A 12,304-nucleotide genomic window follows, 5' to 3' on the forward strand; every position below is an offset into this window, starting at 1 on the left:
CGGTGAAGGTGAACGTCGACAAGACACTCGTTGCGTCGATTGCCCTCCACGTCCTCGTGCTGGGATGGGGGCTCGTCACCTTCAGCAGCAAGGCCTACATCGCGCCTGAGGAGTCGCTGCCGGTCGACATCATCTCCACCGATCAGCTCGCCAAGATGATGGCCGGGCAGAAGACCGGCAAGAAGGAAGAGCCGAAGCCCAAGGTCGAGAAGATCGCCGAACCCAAGCCCGAGGAAGACGCCGTCGGCAAGGTCACCGAGAAGAAAGAGCTGATCAAGACCAATTCGCAGCCCGAGCCGCCGCCAAAGCCCGTCGAAAAGCCGGTCGAGAAGAAGCCCGAGCCGCCGAAGCCCGTCGCCGAGGCGAAGCCGAAGGAAGAGCCGAAGCCGCAGGAAAAGAAGCCTGATCCGGCCAAGGAAGATCCGATCGCCGAGCTGCAGAAGAAGCTGGACATCAAGAAGCCGCCGCCGAAGCCCGTGGAGCAGAAGGTCGCGGCGGTGCAGCCGCAGCAGCAGCCGAAGCCGAAGGAGCGCACCTTCGATCCCGCGCAGATCCAGCGCGATCTCGACAAGCGCGCCGCGACCCGGCACGAGCTGACTGGCTCCGCTCTGAATGCGTCGGCCGCGTTGGGAGCGGCGACAGGGACTGCCGCCAACAACGTCGCGACGTGGCGCGGTGCGTTCCAGGGCGCGGTCAAGCGCTGCTTCACGCCCACCTATAATGGCCAGGATGCCGATCAGTACGAAGCCGACATCGACATTCCCATGAAGATCGACGGATCGCTGGCTTCGGAGCCGATCGTCGTCGCTGTGCGAGGACCGTCACGCTCGATTGCTCAGGCCATTGCCGAGAGCGCCAAGCGCGCCATCGTGCAGTGTCAGGTCTATTCGTTCATGCCGAAGCAGCAGTACGAGAGCTGGAAGCTCATTCCGATGACTTTCGGCCTGAAAGACATGTTGTGACATCCGAACAAAAGAATTTTGCAATGAATGACGTCCGATCGATGAACCGCCGCCGCTTCATGACGCTGACCGGATCGACGCTTGCCATGCTCGGAAGCGGGCGAGCCTTCGCTCAAGGCCAGGACGGTCGCATCCGCATCGACCCAAATGCATTCCAGCCGATTCCGATCGCGATCACCAACTTCCTGCCCGGCTCGCCCTCCGATGGCGACGTCGGCAACGGCGTCACGCAGGTCATCACCAACAATCTGAAGCGCTCGGGCCTGTTCGCGCCGATCGACCAGGCCGCCTTCATCGAGCGCATCAGCAACATGGACGTCGCGCCGCAATTCCAGAACTGGAAGACGCTGAACGCGCAGGCCCTCGTCACCGGCCGCATGACGCGCCAGCCCGATGGCAGGCTCAAGGCCGAATTCCGCCTGTGGGACGTGATCTCCGGCCAGCAGCTTGCCGGCCAGCAATATTTCACCTCGCCGGAATATTGGCGCCGCATCGCCCACATCATCTCCGACCAGATCTACGAGCGGATGACCGGCGAGAAAGGCTATTTCGACAGCCGCGTGGTGTTCGTGGACGAGAGCGGCCCGAAGGAGCGCCGCGTCAAGCGGCTTGCGATGATGGACCAGGACGGCGCCAATGTGCGCTATCTGACCCGCGGCTCCGACCTCGTGCTGACGCCGCGTTTTTCGCCGAACTCGCAAGAGATCACCTACATGGAGTTCGGCCAGGGCGATCCGAAGGTCTATCTCTTCAACATCGAGACCGGCCAGCGCGAGATCGTCGGCAACTTCCCCGGCATGACCTTTGCGCCGCGCTTCTCGCCGGACGGCCAGCGCGTCATCATGAGCCTGCAGCAGGGCGGCAATTCCAACCTGTTCGTGATGGATCTGCGCTCGCGCTCGACCACCCGCCTCACCGACACGCCGGCGATCGACACCTCGCCGTCCTATTCACCGGACGGCACCCGCATCTGCTTCGAGTCCGATCGCGGCGGCCGGTCGCAGATCTACGTGATGGCGGCGGGCGGCGGGCAGGCGCAGCGCATCTCCTTCTCCAAGGACGACACCAATGCCAGCTATTCGACCCCGGTGTGGTCGCCGAAGGGCGACTACATCGCCTTCACGAGGCAAGGCGGCGGGCAGTTCGCGATCGGCGTCATGAAGCCCGACGGCTCCGGCGAGCGGCTGCTGACTTCCGGCTTCCACAATGAAGGTCCGACCTTCTCCCCGAACGGCCGCGTGCTGATGTTCTTCCGCGACCCCGGCGGCAATGGCGGGCCCTCGCTGTACAGCGTCGACATCTCCGGTCGCAACGAGCTCAAGGTGCCGACGCCGGGCTTCGCCTCCGACCCGGCCTGGTCGCCGTTGCTGTCCTCGACGGCGGGTCAATAGAACGCAGATTCGGAACGCGCGATCTTTTCGAAAATCGCGCCGATTTTCTCACTTTCGACGAGGCGGGTAAGCCTTTCTTCACCTTGCGCCCGGCAAGGCTTGCCTAACTGCTTGATTTTTAAGCTGGAATTGGTTCGGCATTGCCGAAAAACAACTCGACTTTAACGATGTTCCCTCAGAAAGACTTCACCTGAGCCGGGTAAAACTACGCGCCAAACAGGACGCGCGTACAAACACCAATGCAGTTCGCAAGCCAGAGTGGAGAACCTGAGCCGGCGTCGCCGAGGGTTTCGGCCGCGCTGATCGATTCGCTGTTCGAAACTCCAGCTCCCTTGCTGACGGGGCTTGTCTTCGGCGTCGTCGCGGCGGCCGCGACCGCGCTGAAGACGGGAGAACCTTTGATCTGGGCGTGTGTGGCGCTCCTGATCCTCGCCGGCGCTATCCGGGCGTTCGACTTGCGGCGGTATCAGATGCGCAAATCGACGCTGACCACCGACGAAGCGGCGCGATGGAAGAACCGGCATCAGATCGGGGCGATGATCCAGGCCGCCGCCGTCGGCATCTGGAGCACGACCACGCTGTTGGTCAGCGACGATGCCGTCGCCCATATGATCTCTCTCTCCACGACCACGGGCTTCGTGGCGGGTGGTGCAGGCCGGGCCTACGGACGGCAATGGATATACCAGCTGCAGGCTACGCTTTGCTTCGGCTCGACGGTGGTCGCGCTGGCGTGGCGTGGCACGCCCTATTACATCGTCATGTCAGTCCTGTGCGCCGCGTTTCTGGTGGCCGTCATACAAATCTCGGCCAATCTGCACAGGATATTCATGCGGGCGCTCGTCGCGCGCGAACGCGAAGCGGCCCTGGCGGGCCAGTTCGACAGCGCGCTGAACAACATGCCCCATGGGCTGTGCATGTTCCGTGTCGACGGTCAGCTTGCGGTGATGAATCATCGTTTCAGCGAAATGATGAATCTGCCCGACGATCTCGTCCAGCGCGGCCCCAATGCATCCGAAATCATCGCGGCGTGCGTCAGCGGCGGCTCCATCTCGGCCGAGAACGGCAACCTGATCCTCCGGGAGATCGAGGACGGACGGGTCCGCGAGCTCCTGACCTCGGATCCGGATATCGCGCGCGGGCGCGCGCTGTCCTGGACCTTCCAGCCAATGGCCGATGGCGGCACGGTCATGCTGATCGAGGACATCACCGAGCGCAAGAACGCCGAGGCGAGGATCACCCATCTTGCCCGCTACGACGAGCTCACGGCATTGCCCAACCGGGTCAGCTTCCACGACGAGATCGAGCGGCTGCTGGCGAATTCGCATCATGCCGAGCGCCTCTCCGCACTTCTGTTCGTCGACCTCGACCAGTTCAAGCAGGTCAACGACACGCTTGGCCATCCCTGCGGCGACCAGCTGCTGTGCGCGGTTGCCAATCGCTTGCGCGAGATGCTGCGGCCCGACGATTTCGTCGCCCGCTTCGGCGGCGACGAATTCGTCGTGTTCCAGCAGAACATCTCTTCGCCGGAGGACGCCGCCAGCCTCGCCCGCCGCATCGTCGAGCGCCTCAGCGAGCGCTATCGCATCGACAACCACCTCGTCGAGATCGGCGCGAGCGTCGGCATTGCGCTGACCTCGCCGGATGGCAGCGCCAGCGCCGACACGCTGCTCAAGAACGCCGACATGGCGCTGTACCGGGCCAAGGCCGACGGCCGCGGTACCTTCTGCTTCTTCCGCGACGAGATGGCGGCGACCGTCGAGGCCCGCCGCATCCTGGAGCTGGACTTGCGCAAGGCGCTCGCCAACGAGGAATTCGAGCTGTTCTATCAGCCGCTGGTCAACCTCAAGACCGGCAAGATCACCACCTGCGAGGCGCTGCTGCGCTGGAACCATCCGGTGCGCGGCACGGTCTCGCCGGTCGACATCATCCCGGTTGCCGAGGACATGGGCCTGATCGTCGATCTCGGCCGCTGGATCCTGCGGCGGGCCTGCATGGAATGCATGAAGTGGCCGGACGGCGTCAGCGTCGCGGTCAACTTCTCGCCCCAGCAATTCCACCAGCGCGATGTGCTGAGCGAGATCCGCTACGCGCTCGAAGTTTCGGGCCTGCCGACGCATCGGCTGGAGATCGAGATCACCGAGTCCTCGCTGCTGCGCAACACCCAGCTCACGCACGACATCCTCTCGCAGCTTCATGCGCTTGGCGTGCGCATCTCGCTCGACGATTTTGGCACCGGCTATTCCAGCCTGAGCTATCTGCACAATTTCCCGATGCAGAAGGTCAAGATCGACCGCTCCTTCCTCGAAGGCATCGATACCGATCGGCCGCTGACTCTGTTGCGCGGGGTGGCGCGGCTGGCTGCCGATCTCGGCATGTCGGTGGTGGTCGAGGGCATCGAGACCAACGAGCAGCTCGAGCTGATCAGCGCCGACGGGACCATCACCGAAGGACAGGGCTATCTTTTCAGCCGGCCGGTGCCCGCCATCCGGGTTCGGCAATTGCTGAATGCCTCGCACGGCCGCCGCTTGCCCGACGATCAGCTGACCGTCGCCTCGCGATCGATCGCCTGACACCTCCGTAAAACTGCGGGAAATCCCTGGTTCTCTGCAACTGGCAGGGTTAACCCTAACCCGGCGCTTCAATTGCGCCGGCGTTAAGAAGGTGTTAATCCTATTCCACCCGCGAGGGTTGTTTGTCAGTTGAGGAAAGTTGGATGAAGCCCGAAGCCGAACCGCGCGCTTCGCTCTCTGTGCGGGGGGGAGCGCTGTTCGACCGCGTCGACTACCGATCCATCGAGACTCCTGAGGAGAAAGATCAGCTCTATCAGATGCGCTATCGGGCCTATACGCGTGGCGGATTGATTCCGCCGTCGGAGTCCGAGCGCTACAGCGATAGCTACGACGATGCACCCAATGCCCGGATCTTCGGAGTGTATGTCGACGGAGAGCTCTGCAGCTCTATCCGTCTTCACGTGCTGACGTCAGAACAGCGGGCGTCCTGCACCACCGACTTGTTCGGCGACGTTCTTCACCCCCGCCTCGATCGCGGCGAAGTCTTCATCGATCCGGCCCGCTTCGTCGCAAGCCCGGAAAAAGCCAAGTGTTTTCCGGAGCTGCCTTATGTGACGGTGCGGCTCGTCTTCCTGGCCTGCGAACATTTTAATGCCGATACCGGGCTCGCGCTCGTCCGTCCCGCGCACGAGGCGTTCTATCGCCGGGTCTTTCTCAACGAGACCATCGCAGAACCGCGCTTGTTCCCGAATGCCTTGGCAAAGGTCGCGTTGATGGCGTCCGACTTCCGCGCCGTGCGGGAAAGGGTGTTAACGCGTTTTCCGATCATGCGCTCGAGTGCCTTCGAGCGACGCATGCTGTTTGGGCCCAGCAGTGCGTCATCGCTGAGCGGCGTCTCGCCGAAACTGGCCTCCGAACGTCCGAAGCTGGTCGTCTATTCCTGAGAGCCGTCGGGGCCTGCCCTCGAACCGAGCTGCAGTCCAGCGCCAGGCCGGGACCGGGCTTATTTTTGGCCGGTTTCGCCGGTTCGGACTCTTGCCTTCACCCTCGCGCCACATTTACAACCCATTAACCATGACGGGTGCTTTTCGCCGGTTGGGGGCATTTGATCGGCTGAGGCAAGGTTCCGTCAAGGTTGACGGAACGTTCGCTTAACCAACCCCCTGTAGACCGGACAGCAGTGGACTAACGTGAGCGTGGAGGCTCCGGAATGAAACATCCTATGCGTATCCTCCAGGGATTGAAGCTGGTCGCGGTGCTCGCCGTCGCGCTGTCGATGGGCGCCTGCGCCAACAAGAATGCCGCGACGGATGCGATGGCCAATGCGGCGACGCCCGGCAGCCAGCAGGATTTCGTCGTTAACGTCGGCGACCGCGTGTTCTTCGAAAGCGACCAGACCGATCTGACCCCGCAGGCGATCGTGACCCTGGAAAAGCAGGCGCAGTGGCTCCAGACCTATCCGCGCTACAGCTTCACCGTCGAAGGTCATGCCGACGAGCGTGGCACCCGCGAATACAACATCGCGCTCGGCGCCCGCCGTGCCCAGTCGGTGCGTTCGTTCCTCGCCTCGCGCGGCATCGATCCGAACCGCATGCGCACGATCTCCTACGGCAAGGAGCGGCCGGTCGCCGTCTGTAACGACATCTCGTGCTGGTCGCAGAACCGTCGCGCCGTCACCGTGCTGAACGCGAGCTCCTGACGCCGAGATCCTGACGTTCGGTCAGGCGCCGTTCATCTTCAGAAACCGATTATGCCGGCGCCCTCTCGGGCGCCGGTTTCGTATCAGCAATCCGTGACCTAAAACCTCTTGGTGGCAGTCACAGTTTTGGCGTACTCCCTTTCTCATTGTGTGGCGCGGCGAATGGTCCGCCGCGCGCCACGTCGCTTTCGTCGTCAGGGCAAGATGTCATCGAAATTCAAGGCAATTACCGGCACCGTGGCGACCGCCGCGCTGCTCTCTTTGTGCTCGCCCGCACTCGCGCAATCGATCTTCGCGCAATCGGATGATGCCGATCCCGAGATGCGGATCGAGCGGCTGGAGAACCAGCTGCGCCAGCTCACCGGCCAGAACGAAGAGCTGCAATACCGCAACCGCCAGCTCGAGGAGCGGCTGCGGGCGCTCGAGGGCGGCGCGCAGGCCGCGCCCGGACAGGCGCCCAGTGCCGCGGCGATGCCGCCCGCCCAGATCGCACCAAGTCAGGTCGCGCCGGGCTATCGCCAGCCGCAGCAGCAGGCCGTACAGCCGCATTACGAGCAGCCGCAGATCGCATCTCCCGCGCCGATCGTTCAGGAGCAGCCGGCGCCCGGCGCCCCCGGCACACGCCGCCGCGGCGATGCCTTCGATCCCAACCAGAACCCGAATGCCCCCGGCGCGCCGCGCGCGCTCGGCGGCGGGCAGCAACCGATGTCGGCAGGCAGTCAGGTCGGCTCGCCCGGCGGCCAGATTGGCTCGCCCGGCGGCCAGATCGGCTCGCCCGGCGGTCGCGGCGCCGGCGAGCCGCTTGATCTCGCCAACACCAGCCCTCGCTATCAGTCGCCGGGAGCACCCCCGGCGGCCCAGCCCGGTTATCCGGCGCCTGCAGGCGCCCCCGGTTTGACCACGCTGCCGCCCTCGGCCACGCCGCGCGACGAGTTCGACCTCGGCATCGGCTACATGCAGCGCAAGGACTATGCCCTCGCCGAGCAGACCATGAAGAATTTTGCGCAGAAATATCCGAGCGATCCGCTGCTCGGAGACGCGCAATATTGGCTCGGCGAGAGCTACTTCCAGCGCCAGCAATACCGCGATTCCGCGGAAGCCTTCCTCGCCGTCACCACCAAGTACGAAAAATCGGCCAAGGCCCCGGATGCGCTGCTCCGGCTCGGCCAGTCGCTCGGCGCCCTAAAGGAGAAGGAGGCCGCCTGCGCCGCCTTCGGCGAGGTCGGCCGCAAATATCCGCGCGCCTCCGCCGGCGTCAAAGCGGCGGTGGACCGCGAGCAGAAGCGGGTGAAGTGCTGATCCACCGCGCGGATCGCTGACAAAGCGGATGGCGCTGCGCTAGATTGCGCCCGCCATTCGCTGGCGATTGCCGGGCAGCGCCATGTCAGACGATGACAATTCTCCGATCTCCACCCGCGAGGCGAGCCGCCTCTTCGCCGGCCTGAAGAGCGCGCCGGCGCTGGTGCTCGCCGTCTCCGGCGGCCCCGATTCGGTCGCGCTGATGTGGCTTGCGGCGCGCTGGCAGCGCAGCCTTCCGCGCGCGCCGCTGCTCACCGTCGTCACGGTCGATCACGGCCTGCGGCAAGAGGCGGGGCGCGAGGCGCGCGAGGTCAAGCGGCTCGCCGCCGAGCTCGGACTGCCGCACCGGACCCTGCGCTGGCGTGGCGCCAAGCCGAAGACGGGGCTGCCGGCGGCCGCGCGCGAGGCGCGCTACCGTCTGCTCGCAGACGCCGCCCGTGCCGTCGGCGCGAGCCACGTGCTGACCGCCCATACCCGCGACGACCAGGCCGAGACGTTGTTGATGCGCCTGTTGCGCGGCAGTGGACTTGCGGGACTGTCGGCCATGGCCCCTCTCAGCGAGCGCGACGGCATCGTGCTGGCGCGGCCGCTGCTCGACGTCCCGAAGTCGCAGCTGGTCGCGACCTTGAAGCGGGCCAAGATCGGCTTTGCCGACGACCCCACCAACCGCGACACCGCCTTCACCCGGCCGCGGCTGCGCGCGCTGCTGCCGCTTCTCGCGGCCGAGGGCGGCGACAGCAGGAATCTGGCGCGGCTTGCGGCCAGGCTGGCGCGGGCCAATGCGGCGGTCGAGGTGCTGGCCGACGGCGCCGAGCGCTTCCTCCGTTTGCGGGATCGCGGCGAAGCGCCGCAGTCGGGAGCGCGAAGCTTCGAGGCTGCGGCCTTTGCCGCCCTGCCGGATGAGGTCCGGCTGCGGCTCTTGCTGCGGGCCATCAACGCGCTGGGGCATGAAGGGCCTGCGGAACTCGGCAAGGTCGAAACCCTGATGTCCGTGCTGGATCAGGCTATTGCGGCAAGTCTCCGCGCCCGCGCCGGTCGCCAGCCGGTCCTGAAGCAGACCCTTGCGGGAGCCTTGATCAGCCTTGCCGGCGGGCGTATCCACATCGCACCGGCGCCGGCCCGGCGCCGCAAGGGCGGATAGGCGTGGGCGAGGGCGGATCATGACACCAGCCATTTCGGCCCCGCACCGTCAGGACACCTTAACCAGGCACGAAGAACCCCGCTCCGGGCGCCATTTTTTCAGCGGGAATCGCTCTAAGATGGGCTAAATAGTCCCATCTCATTCCCTTGGCAGCGACCCGGGCGGCACCTAGATTGTATGCGTAACCGAGAGGATTCCTTGGGGATTTTCTCTAGCTCGCCCAAGTAACTCCTGAAGGACCAGGCCGCGATCCGCGCGACCACGAAGGAAGATCGATGAACGCCAATCTGCGCAATTTCGCCCTCTGGGTCATCATTGTTTTGCTGCTGTTGGCGTTGTTCACGCTCTTCCAGAATCCGGGGCAGCGAGCCTCCTCGCAGGACATCGCGTTCTCGCAACTCCTGAGCGAGGTTGACCGCGGCAATGTGCGCGACGTCGTGATCCAGGGCCCGGACATTCATGGCACCTTCACCAACGGCTCCAGCTTCCAGACCTATGCGCCGAACGACCCGACGCTGGTGAAGCGCCTGTACGACAGCAAGGTGCAGATCACCGCGAAGCCGCCGGGCGACAACGTGCCGTGGTTCGTCTCGCTGCTGGTCTCCTGGCTGCCCTTCATCGCGCTGATCGGCGTGTGGATCTTCCTGTCGCGGCAGATGCAGGGCGGCGCCGGCAAGGCGATGGGCTTCGGCAAGTCGCGCGCCAAGATGCTGACTGAAGCGCATGGCCGCGTCACCTTCGAGGACGTCGCCGGCGTCGACGAGGCCAAGCAGGACCTGCAGGAGATCGTCGAATTCCTGCGCGATCCCGGCAAATTCCAGCGCCTCGGCGGCCGCATTCCGCGCGGCGTGCTGCTGGTCGGCCCTCCCGGCACCGGTAAGACCTTGATCGCGCGTGCGGTCGCGGGCGAAGCCAACGTGCCGTTCTTCACCATCTCCGGTTCGGACTTCGTCGAGATGTTCGTCGGCGTCGGCGCCTCTCGTGTGCGCGACATGTTCGAGCAGGCCAAGAAGAACGCGCCCTGCATCATCTTCATCGACGAAATCGACGCCGTCGGCCGTCACCGCGGTGCCGGCCTCGGCGGCGGCAATGACGAGCGCGAGCAGACGCTGAACCAGCTGCTGGTCGAGATGGACGGCTTCGAGGCCAATGAGGGCGTGATCCTGATCGCAGCGACCAACCGCCCCGACGTGCTCGATCCCGCGCTGCTGCGTCCGGGCCGCTTCGACCGTCAGGTCGTGGTGCCCAATCCTGACGTCGTCGGCCGCGAGCAGATCCTCAAGGTTCACGTCCGCAAGGTGCCCTTGGCGCCGGATATCAACCTCAAGACCATCGCGCGCGGCACCCCGGGCTTCTCCGGCGCCGACCTGATGAACCTCGTCAACGAGGCTGCGCTCACCGCCGCCCGCCGCAACAAGCGGATGGTGACGCAGGCCGAGTTCGAGGAGGCCAAGGACAAGGTGATGATGGGCGCCGAGCGCAAGTCGCTCGTCATGACCGAGGAAGAGAAGCTCTTGACGGCCTATCACGAGGGCGGCCACGCCATCGTCGGCCTCAACGTGCCCGCGACCGATCCGATCCACAAGGCGACCATCATCCCGCGCGGCCGCGCGCTCGGCATGGTCATGCAGTTGCCCGAGCGCGACAAGCTGTCGATGTCTCTGGAGCAGATGACCTCGCGCCTCGCCATCATGATGGGCGGCCGCGTCGCCGAAGAGCTGATCTTCGGCCGCGAGAAGGTGACCTCGGGCGCCGCCTCCGACATCGAGCAGGCCACGCGGCTGGCTCGCATGATGGTGACGCGCTGGGGCCTGTCGGAAGAGCTCGGCACGGTCTCCTACGGCGAGAACCAGGACGAAGTGTTTCTGGGCATGTCGGTGTCGCGGACCCAGAACGCCTCCGAGGCGACGGTGCAGAAGATCGACTCCGAGATCCGCCGTCTGGTCGAGGAAGGCTACAAGGAAGCGACCCGCATCCTCACCGAGAAGCATGCCGACCTCGAGGCGCTGGCCAAGGGTCTGCTCGAGTTCGAGACGCTGAGCGGCGACGAGATCGTCGATCTGCTCAAGGGCAAGAAGCCGAACCGCGAATCTGTGCTCGAGCCGACCACGCCGCGCGCCTCCGCGGTGCCTCCGGCCGGCAAGTCGCCGCGCCCGCGGCCCGATGCGGATCCCGGCCTGGAGCCGCAGCCGCAGGCGTAATCGAGCAGCGGCACACCGAATTGAAGAACGCGGCGGAAACGCCGCGTTTTTTCTGTCCTCCAAGCGCGCGATCGCGAGCCGGCATCCTGGCTGCTTCCGGCAAAGCGAGCACCGCCGAACCAGGGCGCTCTGTTCCGGTCGGCGCCGTCCGCGCCTAGGCCGTTTTGCCACAGCCATCCCGGCCGAATCGCTGCGGTCGATCAATAACGAGCCCCGCCTGGGCGTTAGGCTCCGACTCGTCAAAGGAGGGACACATGGCTTTCAAGGATATTCTGCTGACCCTGGCGAGCTATCCGGAACCGACGCCGGTTTCGGTGATCGACGATGCCGTTTCGGTGGCCGCCGTCCTGGATGCGCACCTCGCAGCCATTTCCTGCGAAGTCCATGCGGAAGTGCGCGCAAGCCTGCTCGGGGATGTCATCCTGGACATACCCGCGCTTGTTGCGCGCGAGGCAACCAAGAGCCGCGAGAATGCGCAAGCGCTGCTCGCGGCATTCGAAGCCTCGGCGGCGAAGTCCGGCGTTCGGCACGAGACCATCTTCGAGCAATGTGCATCCGCCGGCGAGGCCGCACTGCTGGCAGATTATGCAAGGCTCCGCGATCTCACGATCATGGCGGTGCCGGACTCCCATGATCGATGGTACGCAGAAGAGGTGATCTTCGAATCCGGAAGGCCGACGCTGATCCTGCCCGCCGCTCCCCGATCGCGTCCATTCCAGCTCGATGCCGTTTGCGTGGCCTGGGACTTCAGCCGCACCGCTGCGCGAGCGGTTTCCGATGCGCTTCCTTTGCTCGAGAACGCAGGACGTGTGCGCGTCGTGACCGTCACGAACGAAAAGGCCCTGGATTCCAAACATTCGGGCGAAGAGCTGGCGAAGAACCTCGCTCGTCACGGCATCGAGGTCGTGTGCGACGAGATCGATGCCGAGGGCAAGCCGATCGACGAGGTCCTGACGTCTTACGTGCTATCCCACGGCATCGACGTCCTCGTGATGGGCGCGTACGGAACGCCGAGATGGCGGGAATTCGTGCTCGGCGGCGCGACCAGGGGCCTGCTGTCCAAGCCGCCGATCCCGATTCTGTTCTCGCATTGACGATTGG

The 12,304-nt window shown here is 65.0% G+C and carries 9 protein-coding genes; all 9 read left to right on the forward strand.

The window, feature by feature from the left end:
• Nucleotides 1–2: 2 nt before the first annotated feature.
• A complete protein-coding gene (locus WI560_RS04820; protein WP_375307091.1) occupies nt 3–962 on the forward strand; it encodes a protein TolA in 960 nt (319 codons plus the stop codon).
• Nucleotides 963–1,003: 41 nt separating this feature from the next.
• Complete coding sequence (gene tolB / locus WI560_RS04825; RefSeq protein ID WP_375308773.1) at nt 1,004–2,353, forward strand: Tol-Pal system beta propeller repeat protein TolB; 1,350 nt, start codon at nt 1,004–1,006, stop codon at nt 2,351–2,353.
• 239 nt (nt 2,354–2,592) lie between these two features.
• A complete protein-coding gene (locus WI560_RS04830) occupies nt 2,593–4,923 on the forward strand; it encodes a putative bifunctional diguanylate cyclase/phosphodiesterase (RefSeq protein ID WP_375307092.1) in 2,331 nt (776 codons plus the stop codon).
• 143 nt (nt 4,924–5,066) lie between these two features.
• Nucleotides 5,067–5,807 carry a hypothetical protein gene (locus tag WI560_RS04835; RefSeq protein ID WP_049820397.1) on the forward strand — a complete coding sequence of 247 codons (741 nt, stop codon included), beginning with the start codon at nt 5,067–5,069 and terminating at the stop codon, nt 5,805–5,807.
• A gap of 266 nt (nt 5,808–6,073) precedes the next feature.
• Nucleotides 6,074–6,562, forward strand: a complete 489-nt coding sequence (pal, locus tag WI560_RS04840; RefSeq protein ID WP_018317777.1) for a peptidoglycan-associated lipoprotein Pal — start codon at nt 6,074–6,076, stop codon at nt 6,560–6,562.
• Between the two features lie 204 nt (nt 6,563–6,766).
• The gene (gene ybgF, locus WI560_RS04845; protein ID WP_375307093.1) at nt 6,767–7,861 is read left to right on the forward strand and encodes a tol-pal system protein YbgF; all 1,095 of its coding nucleotides are present in this window, start codon (nt 6,767–6,769) and stop codon (nt 7,859–7,861) included.
• An 82-nt stretch (nt 7,862–7,943) separates the two neighbouring features.
• The gene (gene tilS / locus WI560_RS04850; protein ID WP_375307094.1) at nt 7,944–9,002 is read left to right on the forward strand and encodes a tRNA lysidine(34) synthetase TilS; all 1,059 of its coding nucleotides are present in this window, start codon (nt 7,944–7,946) and stop codon (nt 9,000–9,002) included.
• Nucleotides 9,003–9,277: 275 nt separating this feature from the next.
• Entirely contained in the window at nt 9,278–11,203 is a 1,926-nt protein-coding gene (gene ftsH / locus WI560_RS04855; RefSeq protein ID WP_097659839.1) for an ATP-dependent zinc metalloprotease FtsH, read from the forward strand.
• Between the two features lie 254 nt (nt 11,204–11,457).
• The gene (locus tag WI560_RS04860) at nt 11,458–12,297 is read left to right on the forward strand and encodes a universal stress protein (protein WP_375308774.1); all 840 of its coding nucleotides are present in this window, start codon (nt 11,458–11,460) and stop codon (nt 12,295–12,297) included.
• Nucleotides 12,298–12,304: the final 7 nt, after the last annotated feature.

The organism is Bradyrhizobium sp. A11, assembly GCF_042077125.1.
Lineage (GTDB): Bacteria > Pseudomonadota > Alphaproteobacteria > Rhizobiales > Xanthobacteraceae > Bradyrhizobium > Bradyrhizobium japonicum_B.

Coding starts and splice junctions, on each gene's coding strand:
- ftsH (WP_097659839.1), top strand. CDS start 9,278: ATGAACGCCAATCTGCGCAATTTCGCCCTCTGGGTCATCATTGTTTTG.
- WI560_RS04835 (WP_049820397.1), top strand. CDS start 5,067: ATGAAGCCCGAAGCCGAACCGCGCGCTTCGCTCTCTGTGCGGGGGGGA.
- tilS (WP_375307094.1), top strand. CDS start 7,944: ATGTCAGACGATGACAATTCTCCGATCTCCACCCGCGAGGCGAGCCGC.
- WI560_RS04830 (WP_375307092.1), top strand. CDS start 2,593: ATGCAGTTCGCAAGCCAGAGTGGAGAACCTGAGCCGGCGTCGCCGAGG.
- WI560_RS04860 (WP_375308774.1), top strand. CDS start 11,458: ATGGCTTTCAAGGATATTCTGCTGACCCTGGCGAGCTATCCGGAACCG.
- pal (WP_018317777.1), top strand. CDS start 6,074: ATGAAACATCCTATGCGTATCCTCCAGGGATTGAAGCTGGTCGCGGTG.
- tolB (WP_375308773.1), top strand. CDS start 1,004: ATGAACCGCCGCCGCTTCATGACGCTGACCGGATCGACGCTTGCCATG.
- ybgF (WP_375307093.1), top strand. CDS start 6,767: ATGTCATCGAAATTCAAGGCAATTACCGGCACCGTGGCGACCGCCGCG.